Annotated in this window: 30 protein-coding genes, 1 pseudogene and 1 riboswitch; of the genes and pseudogenes, 17 read left to right on the forward strand and 14 right to left on the reverse strand. The window is 38.0% G+C overall.

Features of this window, described 5'->3' with window-relative positions:
• Window positions 1-18: 18 nt before the first annotated feature.
• The 8 genes from T530_RS15370 (at window position 19) to T530_RS0111230 (ending at window position 4766) form a co-directional block, all read left to right on the forward strand.
• Window positions 19-174 (forward strand): transposase domain-containing protein, encoded by a 156-nt coding sequence (locus tag T530_RS15370; RefSeq protein WP_371180463.1) that lies wholly within the window; start codon window positions 19-21, stop codon window positions 172-174.
• A gap of 173 nt (window positions 175-347) precedes the next feature.
• On the forward strand, window positions 348-563 hold the full coding sequence (locus tag T530_RS0111200; protein WP_027729088.1) for a hypothetical protein: 216 nt from the start codon (window positions 348-350) through the stop codon (window positions 561-563).
• Between the two features lies 1 nt (window position 564).
• The gene (locus T530_RS0111205) at window positions 565-1542 is read left to right on the forward strand and encodes a PstS family phosphate ABC transporter substrate-binding protein (RefSeq protein ID WP_027729089.1); all 978 of its coding nucleotides are present in this window, start codon (window positions 565-567) and stop codon (window positions 1540-1542) included.
• 102 nt (window positions 1543-1644) lie between these two features.
• Window positions 1645-2796, forward strand: coding sequence for an SH3 domain-containing protein (locus T530_RS14285; protein WP_197018278.1), 1152 nt, complete (start codon window positions 1645-1647; stop codon window positions 2794-2796).
• Window positions 2797-2896: 100 nt separating this feature from the next.
• Window positions 2897-3307 carry an N-acetyltransferase gene (locus tag T530_RS0111215; protein ID WP_027729090.1) on the forward strand — a complete coding sequence of 137 codons (411 nt, stop codon included), beginning with the start codon at window positions 2897-2899 and terminating at the stop codon, window positions 3305-3307.
• Between the two features lie 145 nt (window positions 3308-3452).
• Window positions 3453-3977, forward strand: a complete 525-nt coding sequence (locus T530_RS0111220; protein ID WP_156011639.1) for a hypothetical protein — start codon at window positions 3453-3455, stop codon at window positions 3975-3977.
• Between the two features lie 134 nt (window positions 3978-4111).
• Window positions 4112-4492, forward strand: a complete 381-nt coding sequence (locus T530_RS0111225; protein WP_027729092.1) for a type II toxin-antitoxin system RelE/ParE family toxin — start codon at window positions 4112-4114, stop codon at window positions 4490-4492.
• Window positions 4461-4766: an XRE family transcriptional regulator gene (locus T530_RS0111230; protein ID WP_027729093.1), complete on the forward strand. Its 306-nt coding sequence runs from the start codon at window positions 4461-4463 to the stop codon at window positions 4764-4766. The genes T530_RS0111225 and T530_RS0111230 overlap by 32 nt, the downstream gene beginning before the upstream one ends.
• Before the next feature lie 349 nt (window positions 4767-5115).
• Here the strand turns inward: T530_RS0111230 and T530_RS0111240 are convergent, their stop codons facing one another.
• Window positions 5116-6810, reverse strand: coding sequence for a M3 family oligoendopeptidase (locus T530_RS0111240; RefSeq protein WP_027729095.1), 1695 nt, complete (start codon window positions 6808-6810; stop codon window positions 5116-5118).
• 270 nt (window positions 6811-7080) lie between these two features.
• Between T530_RS0111240 and T530_RS0111245 the strand changes: the two genes are divergently transcribed.
• The 4 genes from T530_RS0111245 (at window position 7081) to T530_RS14885 (ending at window position 9727) form a co-directional block, all read left to right on the forward strand.
• The gene (locus T530_RS0111245) at window positions 7081-7353 is read left to right on the forward strand and encodes a hypothetical protein (protein ID WP_027729096.1); all 273 of its coding nucleotides are present in this window, start codon (window positions 7081-7083) and stop codon (window positions 7351-7353) included.
• A gap of 191 nt (window positions 7354-7544) precedes the next feature.
• Window positions 7545-8261 (forward strand): HEAT repeat domain-containing protein, encoded by a 717-nt coding sequence (locus T530_RS0111250; protein ID WP_027729097.1) that lies wholly within the window; start codon window positions 7545-7547, stop codon window positions 8259-8261.
• Window positions 8262-8292: 31 nt separating this feature from the next.
• Entirely contained in the window at window positions 8293-8424 is a 132-nt protein-coding gene (locus tag T530_RS15375) for a PoNe immunity protein domain-containing protein (protein WP_081773729.1), read from the forward strand.
• 358 nt (window positions 8425-8782) lie between these two features.
• Entirely contained in the window at window positions 8783-9727 is a 945-nt protein-coding gene (locus tag T530_RS14885; RefSeq protein ID WP_051537966.1) for an ankyrin repeat domain-containing protein, read from the forward strand.
• Window positions 9728-9848: 121 nt separating this feature from the next.
• On the opposite strand, the gene T530_RS0111260 is transcribed toward T530_RS14885, so the two are convergent.
• The 6 genes from T530_RS0111260 to thiM all read right to left on the reverse strand — a co-directional run bounded on the left by T530_RS0111260 (window position 9849) and on the right by thiM (window position 14968).
• Complete coding sequence (locus T530_RS0111260) at window positions 9849-10721, reverse strand: SMP-30/gluconolactonase/LRE family protein (protein ID WP_027729098.1); 873 nt, start codon at window positions 10719-10721, stop codon at window positions 9849-9851.
• Window positions 10722-10788: 67 nt separating this feature from the next.
• Window positions 10789-11970: a putative hydroxymethylpyrimidine transporter CytX gene (gene cytX / locus T530_RS0111265; protein WP_027729099.1), complete on the reverse strand. Its 1182-nt coding sequence runs from the start codon at window positions 11968-11970 to the stop codon at window positions 10789-10791.
• Between the two features lie 21 nt (window positions 11971-11991).
• Entirely contained in the window at window positions 11992-12792 is an 801-nt protein-coding gene (gene thiD / locus T530_RS0111270) for a bifunctional hydroxymethylpyrimidine kinase/phosphomethylpyrimidine kinase (protein ID WP_027729100.1), read from the reverse strand.
• Between the two features lie 61 nt (window positions 12793-12853).
• Window positions 12854-13513 carry an HAD family phosphatase gene (locus T530_RS14295; protein ID WP_051537967.1) on the reverse strand — a complete coding sequence of 220 codons (660 nt, stop codon included), beginning with the start codon at window positions 13511-13513 and terminating at the stop codon, window positions 12854-12856.
• Entirely contained in the window at window positions 13510-14160 is a 651-nt protein-coding gene (gene thiE, locus T530_RS0111280; protein ID WP_027729101.1) for a thiamine phosphate synthase, read from the reverse strand. The genes T530_RS14295 and thiE overlap by 4 nt, the downstream gene beginning before the upstream one ends.
• Window positions 14147-14968 (reverse strand): hydroxyethylthiazole kinase, encoded by an 822-nt coding sequence (gene thiM, locus T530_RS0111285; protein ID WP_027729102.1) that lies wholly within the window; start codon window positions 14966-14968, stop codon window positions 14147-14149. Before thiM ends, thiE begins: the two co-directional genes overlap by 14 nt.
• 55 nt (window positions 14969-15023) lie before the next feature.
• A riboswitch (TPP riboswitch) is annotated at window positions 15024-15132 on the reverse strand.
• Window positions 15133-15358: 226 nt separating this feature from the next.
• Between thiM and T530_RS0111290 the strand changes: the two genes are divergently transcribed.
• On the forward strand, window positions 15359-16024 hold the full coding sequence (locus tag T530_RS0111290; RefSeq protein ID WP_027729103.1) for a hypothetical protein: 666 nt from the start codon (window positions 15359-15361) through the stop codon (window positions 16022-16024).
• On the forward strand, window positions 16017-16781 hold the full coding sequence (locus tag T530_RS0111295; RefSeq protein ID WP_252507374.1) for a TraX family protein: 765 nt from the start codon (window positions 16017-16019) through the stop codon (window positions 16779-16781). Before T530_RS0111290 ends, T530_RS0111295 begins: the two co-directional genes overlap by 8 nt.
• A 3-nt stretch (window positions 16782-16784) precedes the next feature.
• Here the strand turns inward: T530_RS0111295 and T530_RS0111300 are convergent, their stop codons facing one another.
• Genes T530_RS0111300 through T530_RS0111310 form a run of 3 tightly spaced genes read right to left on the reverse strand, consistent with a single transcriptional unit; the run spans window position 16785 to window position 18517 of the window.
• Complete coding sequence (locus T530_RS0111300) at window positions 16785-17522, reverse strand: AAC(3) family N-acetyltransferase (protein WP_027729105.1); 738 nt, start codon at window positions 17520-17522, stop codon at window positions 16785-16787.
• Window positions 17516-18043, reverse strand: coding sequence for a GNAT family N-acetyltransferase (locus T530_RS0111305; RefSeq protein WP_027729106.1), 528 nt, complete (start codon window positions 18041-18043; stop codon window positions 17516-17518). The genes T530_RS0111300 and T530_RS0111305 overlap by 7 nt, the downstream gene beginning before the upstream one ends.
• Window positions 18044-18055: 12 nt before the next feature.
• The gene (locus T530_RS0111310) at window positions 18056-18517 is read right to left on the reverse strand and encodes a GNAT family N-acetyltransferase (protein WP_027729107.1); all 462 of its coding nucleotides are present in this window, start codon (window positions 18515-18517) and stop codon (window positions 18056-18058) included.
• Between the two features lie 167 nt (window positions 18518-18684).
• Between T530_RS0111310 and T530_RS0111315 the strand changes: the two genes are divergently transcribed.
• Complete coding sequence (locus T530_RS0111315; protein ID WP_027729108.1) at window positions 18685-19374, forward strand: DUF5680 domain-containing protein; 690 nt, start codon at window positions 18685-18687, stop codon at window positions 19372-19374.
• Here the strand turns inward: T530_RS0111315 and T530_RS0111320 are convergent.
• Window positions 19367-19612 carry a hypothetical protein gene (locus tag T530_RS0111320; RefSeq protein ID WP_027729109.1) on the reverse strand — a complete coding sequence of 82 codons (246 nt, stop codon included), beginning with the start codon at window positions 19610-19612 and terminating at the stop codon, window positions 19367-19369. The genes T530_RS0111315 and T530_RS0111320 overlap by 8 nt on opposite strands.
• Window positions 19613-19699: 87 nt before the next feature.
• Between T530_RS0111320 and T530_RS0111325 the strand changes: the two genes are divergently transcribed.
• Window positions 19700-20464 (forward strand): Cof-type HAD-IIB family hydrolase, encoded by a 765-nt coding sequence (locus tag T530_RS0111325; RefSeq protein WP_027729110.1) that lies wholly within the window; start codon window positions 19700-19702, stop codon window positions 20462-20464.
• Between the two features lie 44 nt (window positions 20465-20508).
• On the opposite strand, the gene T530_RS0111330 is transcribed toward T530_RS0111325, so the two are convergent.
• From T530_RS0111330 to T530_RS0111340, 3 genes are all read right to left on the reverse strand, one after another.
• The gene (locus tag T530_RS0111330) at window positions 20509-21111 is read right to left on the reverse strand and encodes an alpha/beta hydrolase (RefSeq protein ID WP_038074578.1); all 603 of its coding nucleotides are present in this window, start codon (window positions 21109-21111) and stop codon (window positions 20509-20511) included.
• A gap of 84 nt (window positions 21112-21195) precedes the next feature.
• Window positions 21196-21582 carry a DUF2992 family protein gene (locus tag T530_RS0111335; protein WP_027729112.1) on the reverse strand — a complete coding sequence of 129 codons (387 nt, stop codon included), beginning with the start codon at window positions 21580-21582 and terminating at the stop codon, window positions 21196-21198.
• Between the two features lie 206 nt (window positions 21583-21788).
• Window positions 21789-22427 carry an RpiB/LacA/LacB family sugar-phosphate isomerase gene (locus T530_RS0111340; RefSeq protein ID WP_027729113.1) on the reverse strand — a complete coding sequence of 213 codons (639 nt, stop codon included), beginning with the start codon at window positions 22425-22427 and terminating at the stop codon, window positions 21789-21791.
• Window positions 22428-22581: 154 nt separating this feature from the next.
• On the opposite strand from T530_RS0111340, the pseudogene T530_RS0111345 reads away from it, so the two are divergent.
• A pseudogene (locus T530_RS0111345) lies at window positions 22582-22800 on the forward strand (IS110 family transposase); the annotation flags it as partial.

Raw genomic sequence — 22800 nt, forward strand, 5'->3', positions numbered from 1 at the left:
TGTTTTATTCTGTCCCTTATTGAAACTGCCAAGCAGAATGGTATTGCTCCTGAAGATTATCTCAGATGTCTTTTTGAAAAAGCCCCTTATGCTGAAACTGAAAATGACTGGGAAAAACTTCTCCCCTGGAATATTGAAATTACTCCATATAAGATTCGTGGAGAATGGATTTAAATTGTGTATCCGCATAAAAAACTACAAATTATTCATAATTTGATATAAAATAAACATATACGACATTTCCATAAAAGTCTTATACCGACACTTTTTGTCAGCATAAGACTTTTATGCCGGATACGTAGAAATTATGTTATGTGGACGCCCGCACTGGGGCGCTTGGAGATAAAATGGAATTTATAATTTTATTACTTCCTGTCTTAGCTTTAATATGGTTGGTAATTTCTATAATACAATTTTGCAGAACAAATAAAGGAAATGTAGAAAAAAGAAAAGCGTTTAAAAAACAAATTATAATTTCTGCAATTATTATTGTTGTATGGATTGCGGTTATTTTTGGATTTTTATTTTTTATCATGTATTCAATTGCTGTTCACGGAATGTAATATGAAAAAAAACATTGCTATCTTTTTTATTATTATCTCTATATTAGGAATGGTAAGTCTTTTATATTCCGGAATTAAATTTAATATAACGCACCGGAAGTCTGGAATGATATCAGTCGTTGCAGGCAGTAATGAAATAAAAAGTCTTTCAATTGATTTAAAAGAATATCTTCCTTTTGATAAAAACTCTAAAATAAATTATAAAAAATCAAACTTTCAAATAAATGAAAATATTCCTATCCTTGACGGAGCAAGTGCGCTATACCCTGTTTTTTCCGCTATTGCATCTTCTACTTATCCAGAAAAATCAGTTTGTTTCGATGGTGAAAATTTCACTAAAGAAAGTAAAGTTCAAATGAGGAATACAAGAGGCGCTTATAAGGCCATTGTTGATGGAACATCTGATATAATCTTTTGCGCTGCACCTTCAGAAGAGCAGCTATTATATGCGAAGGAAAAAAATATAGAATTAGAGTTTGTTCCTATTGGCTTTGAAGCATTTGTATTCATAGAAAACATAAAAAATCCTGTCAATGACTTGTCAATTGAAGAAATAAAAGGAATATATTCTGGTAAAATTAAAAACTGGAAAAAGGTTGGCGGGACAAATACTTTAATCGCTGCATGGCAAAGAAAGGAAGGTAGTGGTAGTCAAACTGCATTCTTAAACTTTATGAAAGGAGAGCCAATAAACTCAAATCCATTATGCATTTTTTTTGGCAGTCCGATAGGTTATTCCTTTCGATATTATGTAGAAGGAATAACAAAGAATGAGAACGTAAAAATGGTTTCCTTAAATGGAATTGCACCTACAAAAGAAAATATACAAAACGGAAAATATCCAATATCCTCAAATTTTTTTGCTGTTTACAGAAAAAATGATCAAAATGAAAATATAAAAAAACTGATAGATTGGATTATTTCTCCTGAAGGGCAAAGAATTATTGATAATAATGGTTATGTATCATTAAATAAATAAAAAACACATAACATACACTTCAAAGCAGACGCACGGTCAAGCCGTGCGCTGTTTAAGTGCGTAGTTATGTGGACGCCCGCACTAGGGCGCTTTGGAAATTAAATGAAAAGAATTTTTATCTTTTTACTGTTTTTAATATCTGCTCACTGTTATTCGCAACAAATCGTTAGATTAAAAGAAGATATTAACCTTTATGATGAGAATTTTGAAGTCGTAAAGATTTTAGATAAAAACAAAAAAATAAAAGTCTCTCAATATGAGTTTGAATATCATAAAAATAATAATAATAATGAGTATGATTATTATGCTGAATTGGACGATGATTTTCAAGGTTATAGAGTACAAGCTAGTAAATTGATACCAGAAAAGTCAGAAGATATTTTTAATGATGATTTAATAACAAAACCAGGAGATGTATATTTTATTGATGAGTTTTTTCAAGGCTTAAAGTTTCAAGATATTAAGCGAATATATAAATGTTATGAAAACACAATAAAAAAAGCAGAAAAATACAATGATTATAGAGATTGGAAAGAATGCTGCTCATTTTATCAAAAATCCACATATATAACAAATTCTCAAATTTCATTTCAAAATTATTTTTCAAAATTTTTTGGAGAAATAACAAATATTAAAAAAGATAAAGATATGTACGAATTGTATCTTTCATATTATTTTTATTTTGATTATAACCAAAACAGAATACTTAACAATATTAATTTACAAAAAGAGGGAGAAAATACAGTTTTCTATTTAAAGATAGATGGCGATTATATCTCTTTATACTATTCTGATAAAAAGACTCTTATAAATACTTTTATCCGAACAAAAAAGCAGACCCAAAATGAATTCGAAAAATTCCTGAAAACTGAATCCTATATAACTTCAAATATCACCTGGCCCCGACACGCTGACGGCTCCTGCGACTATGATGGAAGCAAAAACACAACAACTCCATCACAAGGAACAAAAGCTGAACTTACTACATCCTTAACGAACATCTCTACAAACAAAAACATGCTTGTTAGAGAAAACCTAAAACTCCGTTCCGGCGAAGCCACCTCAACCCAAGTCCTTGCAGTAATGCAAGCCGGTACAAAAGTAAAAATCCTTGAACTCGGCAAAGCAGAAACAATCGACGGGATTTCTTCGAACTGGGTAAAAGTTGAAGTCCAGGCTGGAGCTAAAGACAAGGAAGGAAAAGATATTAAAAAAGGAATCGTAGGCCGGTGCTATGGTGGTTATTTGAAGTAGAATAAACACATAAAGGTTCGTAGCCGACAAACCGGTCAAGCCGGTTTGCGGTTTAACTCATTGTTATGTGGACGCCCGCACTGGGGCGCAAGTAGAAAAAATGAATTATAATCCAAGTGAAAAAGAAATAACTTTTATAAACAATGCACTAAATAAATTCAATGATGAAAAAGTTGGCCCCGATAATCATGAACTTCTAAATATTGTTGAATATGATGAGAACAAAAATGTCATTGGCGGAATTCTCGGTGGAACATATTGGGGATGGATGCACATTGATATTCTCTGGGTAGATATAAAATTCAGAAAAAAGAGAATTGGATCACGGTTATTAAAAGCAGCTGAAGAAGAAGCTAGAAAAAGAGGTTGTCATTCTGTTCATGTTGACACAATGTCATGGCAGGCTCCGGAGTTTTACAAAAAAAATGGATACAAAATAATCAGTGAATTAAACGATATTCCAAAAGGAAATAAAAAATATCATTTAATAAAAGAGTTGAATATTTTATAATCGAGTCAAGCTGCCTGCGGTACAACCAGTTGTTATGTGGACGCCCGCACTGGGGCGCAAGTTCCTGTATCACAAACTAAAAACGGAATGTGATATATCATAAAATTGCTGGCAAAAAATTAATGCGTTAGGGATTGTAGCCCCTATGGAGCGGATAAAATGGAGATTTATCATGTTCACGATTTGCACAGGAAAACAAGAAATTAACTCTCAGATAAATTCAATTTCAGGAATTACAGAGAAAATTAGCTTGGAAAAAAGGCGCTCTGATGATTTCGACAAAGTTATTACTGGTGAAATGAAGGGTAACAAAGAAGATTTTATCAACGTGATTGATTTTGACTTGCTTGATTGTTTTCGAGATGAAGAAAAAATCATCATTTGTGGCAAAGATTTCAGACGGCTTTTTTTTCCAAAATACAAAATTTTTTCAAGCGAAAATGGAACATTGATTTGCAAAAAAGGAATCTGCGTGACTATTCTTACATTGTTTTTTTTCGGTATGTTCGCTAAATTTGCTTCCCTGTTATTTGCAATTCATGATTTTCATATTTCTGTCCCGATCTATGCAATTTTAGCAGTTGTGATTTTTCTTTTTTTCTATAATTTCAAAAAATCGAAAGAAGAAATGAACGAAATCGATATGCTTTTGATCAAAGTAATCGAGTAAATTGCTTAAATGTTAAGGGGTTGTAATTAATCAATGTAAACAAAATCAGGTCAAGCCTGATTTTCTAGTACGGCGGGTCAAGCCCGACATTTTTTTTGTTGACAAATATTCACTTTAGTTCATATAATTAGTTTATGTGGCAGGTTGATTCATCAGATGAATATGATGCCTGGTTTCTGAGCTTGGACGAAGACTGTAAAGAAGCCGTATTACAAAGAGTTCTTTTACTCCAACAGTACGGTCCGAATCTTCCTCGCCCTTATGCAGATGTCCTTCATGGTTCAAAAAAATATAAGAACCTAAAAGAACTTCGAAATCAGACTCAACAACATCTTTTGAGAGTTTCCTATTATTTTGATTCCAAAAGGAAAGCGTTTTTACTTACCGGCGGAGATAAGAAAGGAAAAGATCAGGATAAATTTTACAAGGATTTGATTACAGAATCCGAAGTAATCATCGAAAGACATGAGAAGGAGTTGGAAAATGAAAGACGTAATCAAAATGATGGAAAGTAGTATGTCTCCCGAAACTGTAAGAAGAGCTCATATAAAAGCTGAACAGGATATTATGGCAATTCGTCTTGCCCAGCTCCGTGAAGAAAAGAATATAAAACAATCAGAAATGGCAAACTTTACTCAGTCGTCTGTTTCAAAAATAGAAAAAAGAAAAGACATGAAAATTTCTACTTTAATAGATTACCTGGATAGTCTTGGAATGGGATTGGAAATAATCACATATCCAAAGGTTGCCGTATCAAAGAAACATGAAAAAGTTTTGTTGAAAGTATAAATTCACATAACACATATAAGGCCCCAGCTTGTCAATAAGAATCCTCAAAAAAAATAATCACTTAAGGCTGTCTTTTTCAGACAGTCTTCTTTTTTTAGAGAAAAATGGAGCTTCCGTTCAAAATAAAAAAGCAAAGCCTGAATCGCAATTCAGAAAAAGATTCCAGGAAAAGCGTCCTGAATCAAACACATATAGTCGGTCACGGCAAACCTGAAAAAACAGATTTCCGGCACGAAGACATTTTTGGAAACAAGGACGCGAGTGACGCAGCGTCCGCCAAAAATGCCGAACGCCCCTGCGTGAAGGTGAACCGGTACCCGTGCCAGGCCTGAAGCGTCAAAATTGACGCTTACTTTTTTTCCGAATATTCCTTTATCTTTTTCTTTACTTCAAGCATTGCATCGGCAACAGTTCCAGCAGAAAAGGGATTTTTCAGATTGGCTTCTTTTACAAGGCTCAGGAATGATTGTGTTCCGCCAAGCTTACAAAGATGAAGATAATCCTTCCATGCAGAAGCAAAATCTCTGTTCATTTTTCCAAAGAACTGATGAGCACAAATCTGAGCAAGTGTGTAATCAATATAATAGAAGGGATCACCGAAAATATGCAGCTGCTGATACCACCAGCCGCCACGTTCAAATAATTCGCAGCCCTGGTCATATTTTTTCCATGGCATGTACATTTTTTCAAGCTTGCGCCAGCATACCTTTCTTTCTGCCGCAGTCATTTCCGGATGCCCGTAAACTTCATGCTGAAAGTGGTCTACAAGAACTCCATAAGGTAGGAAAGTAACTGTACCCGTAAGATGATTGTAGAGGTATTTATCAGTATCCGGGCCAAAGAAATTTTTCATCCAGGGATATGTGAAGAATTCCATAGACATAGAATGAATCTCACAGGATTCGTAAGTCGGCCAGATACATTCTGGAAGAGTAATATTCTGTGAAGAGTAAACCTGGAATGCATGTCCGGCTTCATGAGTCAAAACTTCAATATCGCCCGCATTCCCTACAAAATTTGAAAAAATAAAAGGCGCTTTATAATCCGGGATATAAGTTGTGTAACCACCGCCTTCTTTGCCCTTCTTGCTAACAAGGTCGAGCAGTTCATTGTCTGCCATAAATCTGAAGAAGTCTTTTGTTTCAGGACTAAGCTCTGAATACATTTTTCTTCCGTTTTCGATAATCCATTCAGGTGAACCTTGTGGCTTTGGCATTCCTGAAGTAAATTTGAAACCTAAATCATAGCTGTAAAAATCATCATAGCCAAGCCGTTTTCTCTGCTCTTCAAAAATTTCATTTGCTATTGGAGTAACAGATTCCAGAATCTGCCTGCGATAATTTGCAACATCATCAGAATTATAATCACTACGGTGCAGGCGAACATAACCTAACTCAACAAAGTTTTTAAAACCCAGCTTCTTTGCAATCCTGGTACGTGTCTTAACAAGAGCGTCGTAAATCTCATCGATTTCTGCTTCGTGTGATTCATAGAAGGCTGCAATTGCGGTGGCAGCCTTTTTACGAATCTGTCGGTCCGAATTTTCAAGATAAAGAGAAAGCTCTGGAAGCGTGCATTTTTTACCGTCAAAATCAATCTGCGCTGTGGCTCGGATTTTATTGTATCTTGATGCAAGCTTATTTTCTTCCTGCAAATCTTCGATTACATTTTCGTTAAAGCTTTTTATGCTGTCTTGCAGGAGTGTGAAAAACTGCTCCGGGTATTTTTTCTTCAGCTGGTCCAGATAAGGGGAGTCAAGAATTGTTTTTGCAAGACAAACAGTTTCGTTTGTATACAAGGGCCCATACTCGTCCCAGTAATCATTTTCGGCATTGTAAAATTCATCATTATTATTGATAGAATGCCGGATGCAGGAAAGCTCACTTTGTGTATCAATATGGTTACGTAAAACATTTATTTCATCTATAAGATTAATCTGCTCCCCGGCATTTTTTGCATTTTTAAATGCATCGATTTTTGAACGGATTTCATTTTTAAAACTTTCAAAATCCGGCCGCTTGTAAATCATTTCAGAAAATTTCATAAAGTCCCTTTTTTTGCTGTATTTTATAATGGGGATACGTGTTGGTCAATTCGTAAGCGTAAATTGTGTCCAAAAATTTAAGGAAAGTCCCAATTGACGCGCCTGTGTTTTATGTAAACAAAAAATTCAATGTATCAAAAAAATAACCAAGGTGTAGGTTTTAAAATTTTTTCAAGAGAAAAATTTTAAAAATTAATTATTGATGATTTAACTATCAATTTCTTTGACCATTCAGAGCGACTGTATATAAATAAAACGTTTCAAAAAGACATGGTAAAAAAAACATTTCATTCAACATATGATAGTGATAAAGTGTTTTTTTACGCTTATGAATATTGTTTGGATTCTAAAGTTTTAATTGATTTTGATAAGTTGTTTAAAACTATGGAAACAAAGTGTAATTCAAGTTTTCCTATATCAATACTTGTTAATTATAAGTTGGATGATGTAGATTTTTCTCAAGAGTTACATTTTATTGTTTCTGTAACTGAAAAAAGAAAATTTGCACCGCCTTTTATTTATAAGTATTTTAATGGATTTTAAATTTCGTTTTTGCAACAGACAGAAAAGGCCGATGGTGCGGTAAGTTATACGATTGCTCTTTTACAAGCTTAGGGATACTTTGTAACTGACATTTCTGCTGAATATACTGTCTCTTTACGACACTAGAATTGACGGATACCAAATATCATTTATTTAACCCTGCAAAATATAAATTTTAGGAGATACAGACAATGAATAAAGAGTATTTAAACAAATATGAAGAGTTAGTTTCTGACAAAGATAATGATTTTTCAAAAATCATGAATTTTATTAAAGAATTACAAACAAATGTAACAGAAGAGAAAATTAGTTTTTATTTTAGCTTATTAAAAGATGAAAGAAATGTTCATTTATTTTTGACACTTAGAGCATTTTTTGACAAATACGGCAAACGAGGAGAATCTTTTTTATTAAATTATTTGTCCAAAAATGATGCATCGGATACAAAACTGATATCAGAAGCAATAATGATTTTAAGTGGCCATAATTATCAATGTGAATCAGTATTGCCTTATATTTACAAGTACATAACAAGTTCAGATGAAGAACTGCGTTATAAATCAATAATTGCACTAGGCTGGATAGGTAAAGAAGATGATTTTACATTGCTTGTTGATTCCGTAAAAAATGAAACAAGTCTTAGTAATAAAGGTTATGCTTTAAGTGCAATGCGACAAATGTTTTTTCGACTCCCTCAACTAAAAAATAATATTTTATATGTATATAGTCATGAAATTGAATCAACAGACAACGAAGATATAATTTTTATTATAGGATTATGTATTCAAGACCTTTTAAGAAAGAAATTATATATCACAGAAGATGAACGAGGTATTCACTCAAAAGACTCTTCAGAAATTGTAAAAAATAAAGTAATGAAAATCCTTTCAAAGGAAAATCAAAACTAAACGAACAGAATAATGTGAAATACTGTAAAAAATGAAAAAAATTACAAGAACGACCTGTGTTATTGATATAGGTACCATCGCAAAAATTCTTGGCATAGACGACAGTAAATTAAAAGATGTACCGTACTATCCTTATGATTTAGTTCATTACGCTGACAATTAATAACAAAGCATAACACATATAAGGCCCCAGCTTGTCAATAAGAATCCTCAAAAAAAATAATCACTTAAGGCTGTCTTTTTCAGGCAGTCTTCTTTTTTGAGAAAACCAGAGTTTCCGTTCAAAATAAAGTAAGCGCAAAAGTCTATAAAGTTATGAAGAAAAATCTTTTTTCAAAGGATAGCGGAAAAAAATGGCGTAAAAACTAGTAGTTTAGTTAGTCTAAAAAAATAGACAGTTCTGTTTTGTGCTGTGATAACGATGACTATTTCTGAAGTTCCGGGTATAATTCTGCTGGCTTTATGTGTCTATACTGAAATACTTCAGAAGTTTAAAATAAGAATTCGGAGAATGATGTAAAATGGTAGAAAATAATGAAGCAATAAAAGCCATGCGGCAGGCAATCAAAAATAATGATTTAGAGACCATAAAAAAACTGCTGAAAGAAAATCCGGATTTATTGCATGCGGAAATACTTCCAGGAAGCTGGATTAAAGCAGCAGTAAGTTATGAAAATTATGAGCTTACAGAATTTTTCATCAAGGAAGGCGTAGATGTAAATTTTGTGGGCGGTATTTCAGAATCAAATGCAATTTCTGATGCCAGTGAAAAAGGAAACCTGGAAATCGTAAAGCTGTTGTACGATAACGGTGCAAAACTTGAAACTTCCAACACTCTTTGCAATCCACTTTTTGCGGCTATTCCTGACAGGCATGCGGATGTTGCTCTTTTTCTTATCGAAAAGGGAATTGATTACAGAGCCTTATATGCGGTTGGTTCAATAGAAAACTGTGATGCAATGGAATTTGCGCGGGAATGGGGGTGCATAGAAGTTTTTGATTTTTTGAAGAAAAAATATAAGCAGAATCCTCTTGTGGATAAAAATATAAAACCTAAAGATGAATTGCTGAATATATTGGAAACTGCCAAAAAGGACAATGAAATTTCAAATGCCTTCCATGATTTGTTTATTACTTTCCCGGAACTGTCTTATGAAGAAGGACTCAAAATTCTAAGGAATCCTGATGTTAAAGGCTGGACTAAAGTCGGGGTTTTTGAATACATCTATGACGAAAATTTTTCAGAAGTAATTCAGGCGGTAATGGAAGGCGGAAAACTTTCTGCTGAATTGCTGCGATTTGCAATTTCATTTATGACTGAGCACTACAAAGCAGAAGATATCCGCCAGATGGAAAACGGAAATTCATTCATTTCATTTCTTGAAAACGAATACAGCGCTTTAACGGCGTATTCAAAAAAGAAATATAAAAGTGACTATGAATCTTTTTTGAACTGGAAACAGTAGAGTGCCAAAAGCTTGTGAAGATATCACAGGGCTTAACGAAAATTATTTATGGAAGATCATAACCGGACCTGTCAATTGGCGTTTACGATTTTTCTATTCGTAATCTTCAATTTCACGGAAATTAATCGCTTTTCGGTTGCTGTATTTTTGCATAATCACACTTACAGCCTTTTATATCAACTTTGCAGGTAAAAAGGCAACCGTCATTTTCTCCGGTTTGTCCCTGCCCGGAAGTCGTGATAAAAAGGATATCCAGATTGTCACCCATAAAACAACATGATGTAACATTTTGGGCATCCACATCAACCGTTGCAAGCAAACTTCCATCCTTTGTACTTCTGCATTCAATTCTTCTTCCACCCCAAATTGCAACCCAGAGATTATCTTCTGAGTCAATGCACATTCCGTCTGAAACTCCGCCTTCCACCTTAAATAAAACTTTTCGGTTTGAAATTTCACCAGTGGAAAGATCGTAATCATAAGAAAAAACTGCATATTGCAGGGAATCTGAAAAATAAAATTTTTTTCGATCTCTGCTCCAAGCCATCCCGTTAGAGATTTTTGTATCCGCTTGTTTGCAAATTATTTTTCCTTTATCCAGGCAGAACAGATTTCCGCTTGCTTCATGAATATCATCGTTTACAGAAGAACCAAACCAGAGACGTCCTGAAGGGTCTGCCTTTGCATCATTTGAACGCTGGAAAGCCTCATAATATTCCGAAAGCTTTTTTATTGATGTATAACTGACGCCATCAATAAAATAGATGGCGTCACTTCCTGCAACAAGATAGGCACCCGCTTTTTCAGAAGGAACTGCAGCTCCTATCGGCTTATCAAAAGTAAATGATTTTCTTACACCGTCAGGACCTTGAGTAAAAAGAGTTCCTTTTGGAATATCAACCCAGGAAATAGTCTTGGTACGTGAATCATAAAATGGAGATTCTCCAAGCTGATATTTTTCTATGGAAGAAACTTCTGCAGTATAAGTTTTCACAATGCCTCCTGAAATATAGTAGTATTGCCCTCTTAATGATAAAACATATTTTCTGAAAATGGTATTTTTATTTCTTCTTACTGCAAAGACCTGCAATAATTGTCAGGATGAAGGTAAAAATCATATCCGGAATTGTACAGCCGGTGATTAAATCTGTGTTCATCAAAAGGCGGTAAGCAATAAAACCTGCCAGCCAGACTGCAAGACGGGAAACTTTTACCTTCTGTGACGAAAAATCACTTTTCAATATAAAATAATCTGCCAGAAGAATTGCAATCATAGGGGCGAATACCGAACCTATAAAGTAAAGGAAGTTTGTGATGTTATCCATTGGGAAAAGGATTGCGCAAACTGCTCCGATTACTGTAACAATAACGGCTGTCCATTTTTCAGACGCTTTTGCACAGATAGTCCTGAAGGAAATAGAAGCACTCCAGGCATCAAGGAAAGTTGTTGTAACTGTAGAAAGAATGATAACCACAAGAGCTGCGTTTCCAAGGTCTGCCTTAAGCATGATTTGTGCAATGTCGCTTTCGTTTGTAAGGATTGCGGCACCCATTCCGATTATGTACATCCAGCAGGATACTACGCAGTAGGTTGCGCTTGAAGCAAAGGTCGCTGCAAATGGTTTTTCGGCCTCTTTAGTATAATCGCTGATAAGCGGGAGCCAGGAAAGAGGCATTGCAACTGCAAGTTCAATTGCCTGCCCGAATGAAAGGGCTTCCAGTGCTTCTGCAGAAAAATTACTGCTTTCAGAAAAGAAAATAACCTTACACATAACGATTGTCAGTGCAAAAAGCGCAATCATAGTGGCCAGACTAAGTTTTCCGATGTTTTTAATTCCTGCAAGGATCCAGAGAATAATCAAAAGACCTGTGATGATTGACCAGATCCATTTTTGTGCGCTGAAAATGCCGTTCAAAGAAAGTGTGCTGTCGTAAATCATAATTCCTGTCCAGCCCACAAGCTGAATTACGTTCAAGAGTGCAAAAAACTTTCCTCCAAGTACGCCAAAACTCATCTGAGTTGATTCCATGGCTGATTTTTTAGAAAGTGAGCCGATGTAGCCTGCAAAAAAGAGCAATGTACAGCCGATTATGTGACCGATTACAATTGCAAGGATGCCTTTAAAAAAACCGAGAGGTGCAAAAAATGTTCCTGTAAGAATTTCTGCGATTGAAACTGCTGCTCCAAACCAAATAAGCGAATTAGAAAATACGCCTGTTCCTTTTTTTGTATTATTTTCCATGAGATTTTTCCTTTTAATTTTTTATTTAAGATTCCAGTTGTGTGCCAGAGGGCCTGAGCCTTTTCCTAAATCAAGCATTGCTTCAAGCGCGCCGCTGATGTAATCTTTTGCATTTTTTACGGCATCAGAAAGCGAGAGCCCTTTTGCAAGATTTGCTGCAATTGCACTGGAAAGTGTACAGCCTGTTCCGTGTGTGTTCGGATTGTTGATTTTTTTCCCGTAGAACCAGATGCCTTCTTTCGCGTCGCCGCTGCCCTTATCATCGTAAAGGTAGTCGTTCGCGTCATTAAGGCTGTGTCCGCCTTTAAGCAGAACTGCGCAGCCAAAATTCTTACTGATTTCTTTTGCGGTTTTTTCCATGTCCTCTTCACTTGTGATTTTTGAGCCAAAAAGGACTTCTGCCTCGGGGATATTTGGTGTGATGACGGTTGCAAGCGGAAGAAGCTCTTTTTTCAAAGATTCGATTGCATCATCTGTAATAAGTTTTGCTCCGCTTGTTGCAACCATAACAGGGTCTACAACAATATTTTTAAGTCCGTATTCTTTAATAGAATCCGAAATGACTTTTATAAGTGCGGAAGATGATACCATTCCTGTTTTTACTGCGTCCGGGAAAATATCCGAAACAACAGCTTTAATCTGTTCTTTCAGGAATTCAGGCTTTACTTCCATGATTGCGGTTACGCCGGTTGTATTCTGTGCTGTCAGTGCCGTGATTGCGCTCATGGCATAAATGCCATTGCAGGTCATGGTCTTGATATCAGCTTGAATTCCGGCGCCTCCGCTTGAATCGCTGCCAGCGATTGTTAATGCGGTGTTCATAAATATACCTCTTATAGATATGTATTAAATCTTCAGGCGGTGCCCTCAAGAAGATTGCTTTTTATCTGCCAAAAAAATGATTTTCGGCTTCTTTATAATTTGTGCAGTATAGGCTGCTGATTTGCTTTATCTGTTCTGCGTCATTTTCTGAAGTTTCATCATAAAGGGCGCAGGTTTTTATGCCGGCCTGGCGGGCGGTCTGCAAAGCGTAGAGGGAATCTTCAAAAATCCAGGTGTCTTCCGGTCTTACTTCCATTTCATCACAGATTTTATAAAAGATTTCCGGCTGAGATTTCGACATTTCCATTTCTGATGCCGTAAAAATAAAATCAAAATAATTTATGGCATTCAGTCGCTGCAGGGCAGGGGTAAAAATCACTCTGTCTGTGTTTGTGCAAAGTGCAATTTTTGTCCCGCTTTTCCTAAGCTTTTGTAAAAAGTCATCTGCGCCAGCCTTAAAAGGAACTTCCTCCTTGTAGGCCTTTGCAATCACCTGATTTACGCCGTTGCAAATTTCATCTTCAGAAAATTTCAGATTGTATTTTTTCTTCAGATAGTCTGCACCTTCTTTCATATTCATAGAAAAAAGTTTCCTGCCTAAATCATTTTCTGGTTCAAGACCAAGAGAAGAAATATATCGTTCTGCACAACCCAGCCACAAGGGCATGGAATCCAAAAGAGTTCCGTCCAGGTCAAAAATGGCGGCGTTCAGTTTAATCACACTATCTCCAGAGTTCGTTTTTTAAGCTCTTCTGCCGCAGCCTTTATGTCTTTTTGTGCAAAAAGGGCGCTGATTACAGAAATTCCCGCAATTCCGCTGCCTTTAAGCTGGCAAAGGTTGTCTTTTGTAATGCCCCCTATCGCAACGACAGGGATTTTTACAGCCTTGCAGATTGCCTGCAGGGTGGAGAGGGGCACATCAATTGCGTCAGACTTTGTTCCCGTCGGGAAAACGGCGCCTACACCAAGGTAATCAGCCCCCTGCTTTTCTGCAAGGATTGCTTCTTCTACAGTCTGAGCGCTTACCCCAAGGATTTTATCCGGGCCAAGAAGTTCGCGTACTTTGCAGGCATTCATATCTTCCTGTCCGACGTGAACTCCGTCTGCGTCAATTTTTTTTGCAAGCGCCACATTGTCATTTACGATAAAGGGAACCTTGTATTTTTTGCAGAGAGCCTGAAGCTCCAGGGCTTCTTTTTCAAAATCAGCTTCATTCAAATCTTTTTCGCGAATCTGGACTAAAGTTGCGCCTCCAAGAAGAGCTTCTTCTGTCTGCTGGTAAAGACTTTTTTCTCCTGTCCAGTGGCGGTCGGTAACAGCGTAAAGAAGAAGGCTGCTGCGTAAATCAAAAGTCTTATCTGATTTCATATTTTGCACCCTTTTCAAGCTCTGCGCCGTCCATGTTGTAAATTGCGTCGATAATTCTGTTTCTGTAAGTTGAATTGCCGTCGCCTGCCTGCATTTTTGACCAGCCGATTTCTCCGGCAAGTCCCATTGCGCATACAGCGGCAGCGGTCGCTTCAAGGATATTGTCCGGGTTTGCTGTGATGAAGGCTGCGGTCATTCCGCTGAGCTGACAGCCCGTTCCTGTGATTTTTCCCATTTCGGCACGGCCGTTTCTGATTACATAGCAGTTTTTTGCGTCTGCAACCAGGTCGATTTTTCCTGTGATTGCAACAACGCAGTTCATTTTGCCGGCAAAATCTTTTGCAAAGCTGATTGATTTTTCAAGATTTTCTTCAGTTACGGCATCGCTTACATCGGCATCAACGCCTTTTGTTGTTCCGCTTCCCAAAGCAAGGGTTTTGATTTCAGAAATATTTCCCCGGATTACGTCGAACTTTACTTTTTTGAGCAGGTCGATTGCAGTCTGAGTTCTGAGCTTTGAAGCACCGGCTCCAACAGGGTCGAGTAAAACTTTGTGTCCCAGCTGATTAGCCTTAAGGCCTGCAAGGAACATAGACGGAATTGTGTTTTTGTTCAGAGTTCCAATGTTGATGTTGAGTCCGCCGCAGATAGAAGTGATTTCTTCAACTTCACCTTCGTCATCGCTCATAATCGGACTTCCCCCGCAGGCAAGAAGAACATTTGCAACATCGTTCACAGTTACATAATTTGTGATGTTGTGGATAAGCGGGCATTTTTCCCGCACGTTTGAAATGATTTTTGAAAACATAACAAGCCTCTTAAAATTTTAAGTTGCCTGTTTGAATAGAATGCAGCCGAGAGAACGGCAAAAAGATTGGTTTCCCTACGTTGGCATTATCCAAATCAGGTTATGGGTCAAGACACTCCAGTCTACTCTCAGCAAGGTTGAACCAAGCTCCCCTTTCGGCGCATATTATTGCAAGTTTTGATTTTTATTGCAACCCTAAAACTTAATTACCTGATTTGAGTACTCAATTTTTTATTTTGTAAGTTTTTCTAATTCTTTGTTTATTTTTCAGTAAATTCATTACATAGAAGTTTTTTAAATATGAAAATAAATAGTGTATTTCATCGGTAAAAATATGCATCTTATCGGAAAAGTGGTGTTCATCAGCCCTTCTCTTCTTATAATTAAAGCATGAAAAAATTAATTTTACTTTCGCTTGTTTTATTTTTTGGTGGATTATTGGCTGCGCAGGAAGATGGCGCAAAAAAATCAGTGTGGCATACAGAAGCCGGGATAGGTGTTCAGATTCCTTTCAAGCAGCTTTATATTAATGGAAATAATTTTCCGGGATTTTCCGTGCAGCTGGAGGCACTTTATCGTGGAAGAATGGAAAACGGCTTTTCACTTTATGCCGGAGCAGCAGCAGGTCCCTATTTCAATAAGGATTTTAAGATAAATGATTCCAAAGGACTTTGTATTAATTTTAATTTCTGGGGAGGCGCCGGCTACGATTTGTTAAAGGAAAACAAAAAGCAAAATCTCATCTTGTCCGGACTTTTGGGCTTTGATACTTTTACGGTTACTGATTATGAATATACAGGCACTGAATGTCTCACAAAGGATCATACGGCATTTTGTTTTGAAATTGGAGCAGATTTGCTGTATTCAAATCAAATTACAAGCCATCTTTGTTTTTACGCAGGCTGTTCTCTTTTTGCCGGACTGGGATGGACAAATACAAGCATAACAAAAGAAGAAACATTTTTTGAGAAAAGTAAGACAAAAAATACTGAATATGATTCCTGCTGTCTCTTCTCTGCCCAGCCAAAGCTTGGTATGATATATATGATTGACTAAGGCTTTACATATAATGGAACTCAAAAAACTCTTTAACTCGAATTACCTGAAATTAATTGCAATTATTGCCATGACAATTGACCACAGCACTGACCTTCTCTTTCCGGGATTTCCTTCGGAGCCGGCTCCCCTTATCCTTCATTTTATCGGACGGCTTACGGCTCCAATCATGTGGTTCTTTGTCTGCGAAGGCTATCATTATACCCGGGACGTTAAAAAATATATGCTGCGTCTTGGTATTTTTGCCGTCATTTCTCATTTTGCATATTGCTTTGGATTTGGAATCAGTTTAAATCCTTTTAGGGGAAGCATTTTCAACAGAACCAGCGTAATGTATCCGCTTTTTATCGCTGTTCTTGTCTTATATATAGAAGATAATATGACATGGAAGAAGTGGCAGAAATTTCTTCTTCAGACTGTTTTGATTTTCAGCGCCTTCCCTGCTGACTGGAGCTGCATTGCGGTTCTTGCAATCGTCGGAATGTACAGTCAGCGCGGAAATCTTGAAAAGCAGATGCTTAAAATGATTCCATGGGTTTTCCTTTACGGTCTGGTTTCCTATTTCTTCGTAAGCAAGGTTTATGCACTTGAACTTATCGGCGTTCTGATGGTATATCCCGTTTTAAAGCTTTACAACGGCGAACGCGGCAAAGCAAAATGGATGAAGTGGTTTTTCTACATTTACTATCCATTGCACCTTGTCGCTATAGGAATTATCCGCCTGATTGTTTACGGAAATACAAATATCTGTTTATAGGGATTATTTCAGTCCCCAAAGTTCGTAGGGATTAGTTTTAAGTTCATGCTCATAAATAGAAACCACGCTCCAGATGTCAAAGAACATTGCCTTGCAGTTGCCGATTTGGGCTTCTTTGATGAGGCCCTTTTCGTATGCCATTTTCTGGATTGTGTACCAGGCCTTTACCGGCGGGTGTCCGGCTTCCATAAACCACTGGTCAGGCGGATAAAGTTTGTTGATTTCTTCGGTTGGAGCAAAGCGGTCGTTTATGTCTTTAGGAGTGGCGACTTCCATATAGTGCATGGCAGTCAGTTTGTAAATATCAACTCCAAGCAGCAGAGCCTTTCCGCCGTTGTGAATAGCGTAATCCAGACCGCCTGTCAGAGCTTCCTTTCCGTGCTTACCCCAGCCCGATGTGCTTATGACGTCTCTTCCTGTGTAAGTGTCAGGCAGTTTTCGGAAGGTGTCGGCTATCAGTCCCATTGCGGTTCGCTCTTCATCTCGCGGAAGGACTTTGATTTTGACAGTAATTCCCATCTTTTTATCATCGTCTGTAAGCGGAAGTTCCTTGCTCAGGCGAAGGGCTGGCATGAAGATGCTGCCCTCTTCTGTAACAAGTTCCTTGAGTGTATCGATGACAGTCATTGCGCCGCCCTCAAGTTCTCCGAAGGAAGAAAGCGAGCTGTGAACTTCAAGAGTCATTCCTTTTGTAATTCCAAGGTCAGTAAGTGCTTTTTTTAATTCTTCTTTTGTTACCATTTTTTAAGTCCTTCCCATTCCTTTCGCGTAATTGCGTAGGCGTAGGAGATTTCGTTTTTCGGGTCAGGATATTCCTTAACCTTCTTCATACCGTTTGCAATAGCCGTTGAATATGAAGCGATGTTTGTGTATTTCATGTAGGAATAAATTGCGTTGTATTTTGTGTTTTGGAAAACCCAGTCTCGGACGGCTCGGGCAGCTTCTTTTGCAAAACCCCGCCTCCAGTATTTTTTGTGGATGTGATAGCCGATTTCCGGAAGCTGCTCTCCGTCGATGTTCTGCAAGGTGATTCCGCAGTCACCAATGAACTCGCCTGTTTCCTTGAGCACGACCGCCCAGAGTCCCCAGCCGTATTTTTCGTAGTTTTCCAGATTCCACTGAATCCAGCCCCGGGTACGTTCCTCATCAAATGGAGCCGGATAATGCTTCATGGTTTCTGCATCCGACATGATTTCATACAATGCATCAAAATCATCCATAGTGTAATTTCGTAAAATCAAACGTTCTGTCTCAATAATCATTTTTTCTCCTGATTATATTTTTTTTCTTAAATAAACCATGTCGACAAGCTGAACTCCAGCCTCAATAATCGGATGGTCGTAGTTCTTTGTAAAAAAATCTTTCTCCACATGATACCTTGTAAATCCACACTTTTCATAGAAGGGAACCGTCAAAGGGCTGTCTCCTGTTCCCACCTGCAAAACGGAAAATTTACCGGAAAAAGCATTTTCCACATATTGAATCAGAGTTCTTCCGTAGCCCTTACCATGAACTTCCGGGGATGTCGCAATGTTTTTGATTTCAAGTACACCGCCACCTTCATCAGTTACGACGCACTCACCGAAAACTTTTCCGCTTTCGTCTTCAAGAACGAACATTCTGCCGCGCTTAAGATAACGGTCAATCATATCTTCCTGCTCGTCAGCAAGCAAAAGCAAATCGAGAAAGGCCTTTTTGTTTTCCGTAACTTCCCGGATTTTTGTTTTGGTATTCATAGCCTAATTATAAAGATTAAATACAATTTTGTGCGGACTTTTCATACAAGATGCATGTTTTTCAGATGAAATGCATGCTTTTGTCACTCCGCCATAACATTTTTGCCTTCAAAAAGCGATGTGAATAAATCTCCGTCTGTGATACCTTATAGTTAAGTGAGGATAATATGATTCTAGGTGAAAAATTAGCTCTACTCAGAAAGCAAAACGGATACTCGCAGGAAGAACTTGCAGAAAAACTAAAGCTTGCCCGCCAGACTGTAAGCAAGTGGGAAAACGGACTGGCCGTTCCGGAACTGGACGGACTTATTGCACTGAGCAATCTTTATCATATTCCGATTGACCGCATCGTAAAAAATGACGACGACTGCAACATTCCTTTGACGGAAGCAGCCGATAAAAGCGACCGTGCAGAACTCATTGATTTCCTCATAAAGGCAAAGCAAAAGACCTACGCAGGTCACGGAGCAGAAACAACCCCATGCCGCCCGGCATCGCACGACTTACACTATGAAGAAAAAACAGCATCTGGCGTCCTCCTTTACATCGATACCTATCTTGGCGGAAAGAATTTTTCAGGAGAAGAAGCCCTCTGGCTCGACGGCGTGCCCCTCTGGTCAATGAACTATTACGGTCGCGTTACAGCCGAACCTTTTTCTGGCGATTTTCTAAAGGCAGCCCTCTACGAAGTCCCGGCAGACAAACCCTTCCGTGGCCCGGACATCTTCCGCCAGGGAGACTACACCTACCACTGCCAGACCACCGGCGACTTTGAATGGTTCCAGGGCTACGAAGATATTTTCTATCTGGAAAAGAAGATTTACGAACTTCACTTCCACGGCGGCGTGATTATTTAGCAAGCATCGGGCGTGCTATGTGCACATTAAAGAATTCAATAAGCGGTCCCATAAAGAATGCAGTAATGATTGTTCCAACGCCGGCAATAGTCGGAATTGCAGCAGGCTTTCCACCAGCAATCAGGAAAAGAGAAACACCAAGAGCCGCAATTTTAAAAATTCCCACGCTGATTGCGCAGATGATTACTCCAAAAAAGGACATTGCAATCCGTTTTGCAAGATTTTTTCTTTCTGCCATAGTTTCCTCCAGAATTTATGCTAGCAATGATAGCAGAATAAATAGAAAAGCAGTAGAAAAAAAATCTAAAATAATACATATTTATTTATGGAAAACATATCTTTAATCCTTTCGGACTTAGACGGAACTTTATTCCACGACGACAAATCAATTTCTGACTTCACAAAAAAGACAATCGCGCAGGCACAGAAAAAAGGCATTCTTTTTGGGATTTCAACTTCCCGCGCGCTCGTAAACGCCTCAAAATTTCTTGAAGGAATTTCACCCGATGTCCTGATTACTAACGGCGGCGGAATGGCATTTTATAAAGGGAAAAAAATCTATAACTGCGAATTTTCGCCGGATGAAACTCAGACTCTCTTAAAAGCCGCATTCGACGTACTTGGAAAAGATGCCGTAATTTCAATCGACAACGAAAAAGGCCTCTATTCAAATTCAAAAGAGGAACTTGGCGACAAATTCTGGACCTTCAATGATTTTTCTGATTTCAGGGAACCTGCCATGAAGCTTTGCATAAAAACACTCAATAAGGAAGCCGTTACAAAAATCGCTTCCAGCATCGGAATTGAAAAGGTTGATATGCTTCCATTTTCAGACATTCCCTGGTACAAGCTCAGCAGTCATAAGGCCACAAAAGAAAATGCAATCCAGGCACTCTGCAGTCATATGAAGCTTCCCGCTCAAAAAATCGCCGCCTTTGGAGATGACTTTAACGACATCGGAATGCTTAAGCTCTGCGGAAAAGGAATTGCCATGCAGAACGCCATCGCCGAGGTAAAGGAAGCTGCCGATGAAACCTGCCCTGCCAATCAGGAAGACGGCGTTGCTAAATGGATCGAGAGGCTGCTTTAGTTTCTTTTCCTGCGTCTTGCCAGGGAAAATACAGATGAACTTAATTATCTACCCGACAAGCTGCATATCCAATTATCCAGAAAGTTCATTTGTTCCGGAGTGTGAAACCAATGTTCACCGCCTTTCATAACAGTAAGCGGCGAATTGTGTTTTTGCGAAAACTGACTGATTATTTCATATGGCATAAAACTGTCACTTTCTCCGTAAAGAATACTGGTCGGAAGCTTCCACTTCAAAGGATGTTCCCGAACATAAGTCAGATATTCCCAGGATAAATCCGGACCGAATGAGGTTGAGATTACTTTCTTTTCTTCAAGCTCAGCTTCTGTAACGCCTGCAGCTTTCATCATATTGCAGATTAAAAATTCCATATCTGCAATCGGTGAAATAAAATATGCCTTTTCTATCAAGCCGTCCAAATCTGCGTTCATGCTGAAAAAGGCCCCGATGCTGTTTGCAATCAAAATTATTTTTTCATATCTTGATTTGAATTCTGAAACTGCATCGTGGATTTCCTTGCCGGTTTCCCAGGGCGTAAAAGTTTTGTAATCTAATCCGATTACGTCATAATCCGGGAACAAAGATTTGTAATGTTCGCTTTCTGTGTGGCTTCCGCCCATTCCGTGAATATATAATACTAAATTCATTTTCATTTCCTGTGTAAGGCCGCCGGTCAGAGCGGCCGGTATTTTATAGCAAAGCGTTAAAAAAAATTGCGATGCAGCAATTTTTTAGCTTTTCCTTTTCATAACAAGATATTTTTCTTTTTCCTCTAATTTTTTCTGCTTACGCTTTTGTGCTTTTCTTTCCTGAGCGTATTCCTTCTGCGCTTTCGAAAATGCAAGAAGTGACTTTGGGATGCCCCCTGCTTTACTTTTACTTTCACTTTTTGCAAGCTTCTTAAACCTGATTTTTGCACGTCCTTCCACTGGCAAAAGCGGAACTTTTGCAAAATCATAAATCATCCAGTTTAAAAACTGAGGATTCGAAGGCTCTGCTCCAAAGACATAACGTCCGGCATAATTCTTCCCGTCACGACATTGTTCAATCAGGGCGCACCAGAACTGTCCGTCAAAATAGATAGTTGTAACTGTATAATTATTTTCTGTGATTTTCATACATCTTCCATTTGCCCGTTGCTCTCAGAGTACACATGCTGCATATGCCCGCGCAGGCCAAATTGAGGAAAAGATTGTTGAAATCAGAAAAGTGAAGACGCCACATCACCGGCCACCTTCTGATTTCGGAAAGTAAGATCTGACCAGCCCAAACAAGGCTAAACAAATCTCTCGAAAGATGTATTTTAAGAGTTTACAGTTTTATCCTAATAAAAAGATCTGTCAAAAGCAAGTCTTTTCAGACAAGATGCAGATTTATCCAGATGAAATGCAATATAATCAATCACGTTTTTCTTTTTCATGATTTTTTGTAGCAGTTCATCGTCCAGGCTAGCAAAAAAATCTTCCGCATTAATCTGTGATTTTGCACGAATGTCTTTTAGCAGCAAGGTATCAGCCTTTTTTCGTTCAGCCTCAGATTCAGGCCACCCCTGGCCGAAGGGTTCAGAAAAAAGGGCTTTAATTGTCATTTTAAGATTTTCTTCACCACCATAAGTATATTCTTCACCCAGAGGTAGCGAAACAGCATTTCCGTTATTAATCTGGGCAAAAAGATAGGCATCCCTTGGAGAGGGTACATAGCCACATAGCACTCCGGGAATCGAATTGCAGGCAAGCATCATACCCTGCCCTGATGAACATCCTGTAACAACAAAATCAACAGCTTCAGTCCAAAGCAAAAGTCCCGCCAAAATCGAAATCTCAATATAGGAATATTTTTCGTTTTCATCAGGGAAACAGCCAAAATTAAGCACCTCTGCATCTTTAGCAAAGACTTTCACTGTGTCATAAATCAATTTATTTTTTGAAGCCTGCGAGCTTGCCTGAATAACTGCAACTTTCATATTTTTAATCCTTCAAAACCCTTTATAACACCCATTATAAAACAGAACAATATGTAGTGCCTCACAGGTTTGCAAAAATCGAGGATTTAGTCTAATACTCTTAATTATAACAAAACAAAGCATGACATTACCTCATGCAAAAAGGAGACACTACATGAATAGTATAATTTACATTGGAATTGATGTCCACAAGAGTTCTTATTCTTACTGCGCTTATTCAAAAGAAGAAGACTGTTTTTTCGCAGAACATAAAAGTGAAGCGGATTCAAAAAATGCAATCAATTACATAAAATCCGTTATAAAAACGACAGGCTCTGAAGAACCGGTCCTTGTTGGTTATGAAGCTGGCCCTACAGGTTATAAACTTTGTAGA

The organism is Treponema sp. C6A8 (genome assembly GCF_000619925.1).
Taxonomy (GTDB): domain Bacteria; phylum Spirochaetota; class Spirochaetia; order Treponematales; family Treponemataceae; genus Treponema_D.

Coding starts and splice junctions, on each gene's coding strand:
- T530_RS0111200 (WP_027729088.1), top strand. CDS start 348: ATGGAATTTATAATTTTATTACTTCCTGTCTTAGCTTTAATATGGTTG.
- T530_RS0111205 (WP_027729089.1), top strand. CDS start 565: ATGAAAAAAAACATTGCTATCTTTTTTATTATTATCTCTATATTAGGA.
- T530_RS14285 (WP_197018278.1), top strand. CDS start 1,645: ATGAAAAGAATTTTTATCTTTTTACTGTTTTTAATATCTGCTCACTGT.
- T530_RS0111215 (WP_027729090.1), top strand. CDS start 2,897: ATGAATTATAATCCAAGTGAAAAAGAAATAACTTTTATAAACAATGCA.
- T530_RS0111220 (WP_156011639.1), top strand. CDS start 3,453: ATGGAGCGGATAAAATGGAGATTTATCATGTTCACGATTTGCACAGGA.
- T530_RS0111225 (WP_027729092.1), top strand. CDS start 4,112: ATGTGGCAGGTTGATTCATCAGATGAATATGATGCCTGGTTTCTGAGC.
- T530_RS0111230 (WP_027729093.1), top strand. CDS start 4,461: ATGAAAGACGTAATCAAAATGATGGAAAGTAGTATGTCTCCCGAAACT.
- T530_RS0111240 (WP_027729095.1), bottom strand. CDS start 6,810: ATGAAATTTTCTGAAATGATTTACAAGCGGCCGGATTTTGAAAGTTTT.
- T530_RS0111245 (WP_027729096.1), top strand. CDS start 7,081: ATGGTAAAAAAAACATTTCATTCAACATATGATAGTGATAAAGTGTTT.
- T530_RS0111250 (WP_027729097.1), top strand. CDS start 7,545: ATGAATAAAGAGTATTTAAACAAATATGAAGAGTTAGTTTCTGACAAA.
- T530_RS15375 (WP_081773729.1), top strand. CDS start 8,293: ATGAAAAAAATTACAAGAACGACCTGTGTTATTGATATAGGTACCATC.
- T530_RS14885 (WP_051537966.1), top strand. CDS start 8,783: ATGGTAGAAAATAATGAAGCAATAAAAGCCATGCGGCAGGCAATCAAA.
- cytX (WP_027729099.1), bottom strand. CDS start 11,970: ATGGAAAATAATACAAAAAAAGGAACAGGCGTATTTTCTAATTCGCTT.
- thiD (WP_027729100.1), bottom strand. CDS start 12,792: ATGAACACCGCATTAACAATCGCTGGCAGCGATTCAAGCGGAGGCGCC.
- thiE (WP_027729101.1), bottom strand. CDS start 14,160: ATGAAATCAGATAAGACTTTTGATTTACGCAGCAGCCTTCTTCTTTAC.
- thiM (WP_027729102.1), bottom strand. CDS start 14,968: ATGTTTTCAAAAATCATTTCAAACGTGCGGGAAAAATGCCCGCTTATC.
- T530_RS0111290 (WP_027729103.1), top strand. CDS start 15,359: ATGAAAAAATTAATTTTACTTTCGCTTGTTTTATTTTTTGGTGGATTA.
- T530_RS0111300 (WP_027729105.1), bottom strand. CDS start 17,522: ATGGTAACAAAAGAAGAATTAAAAAAAGCACTTACTGACCTTGGAATT.
- T530_RS0111305 (WP_027729106.1), bottom strand. CDS start 18,043: ATGATTATTGAGACAGAACGTTTGATTTTACGAAATTACACTATGGAT.
- T530_RS0111310 (WP_027729107.1), bottom strand. CDS start 18,517: ATGAATACCAAAACAAAAATCCGGGAAGTTACGGAAAACAAAAAGGCC.
- T530_RS0111315 (WP_027729108.1), top strand. CDS start 18,685: ATGATTCTAGGTGAAAAATTAGCTCTACTCAGAAAGCAAAACGGATAC.
- T530_RS0111320 (WP_027729109.1), bottom strand. CDS start 19,612: ATGGCAGAAAGAAAAAATCTTGCAAAACGGATTGCAATGTCCTTTTTT.
- T530_RS0111325 (WP_027729110.1), top strand. CDS start 19,700: ATGGAAAACATATCTTTAATCCTTTCGGACTTAGACGGAACTTTATTC.
- T530_RS0111330 (WP_038074578.1), bottom strand. CDS start 21,111: ATGAATTTAGTATTATATATTCACGGAATGGGCGGAAGCCACACAGAA.
- T530_RS0111335 (WP_027729112.1), bottom strand. CDS start 21,582: ATGAAAATCACAGAAAATAATTATACAGTTACAACTATCTATTTTGAC.
- T530_RS0111340 (WP_027729113.1), bottom strand. CDS start 22,427: ATGAAAGTTGCAGTTATTCAGGCAAGCTCGCAGGCTTCAAAAAATAAA.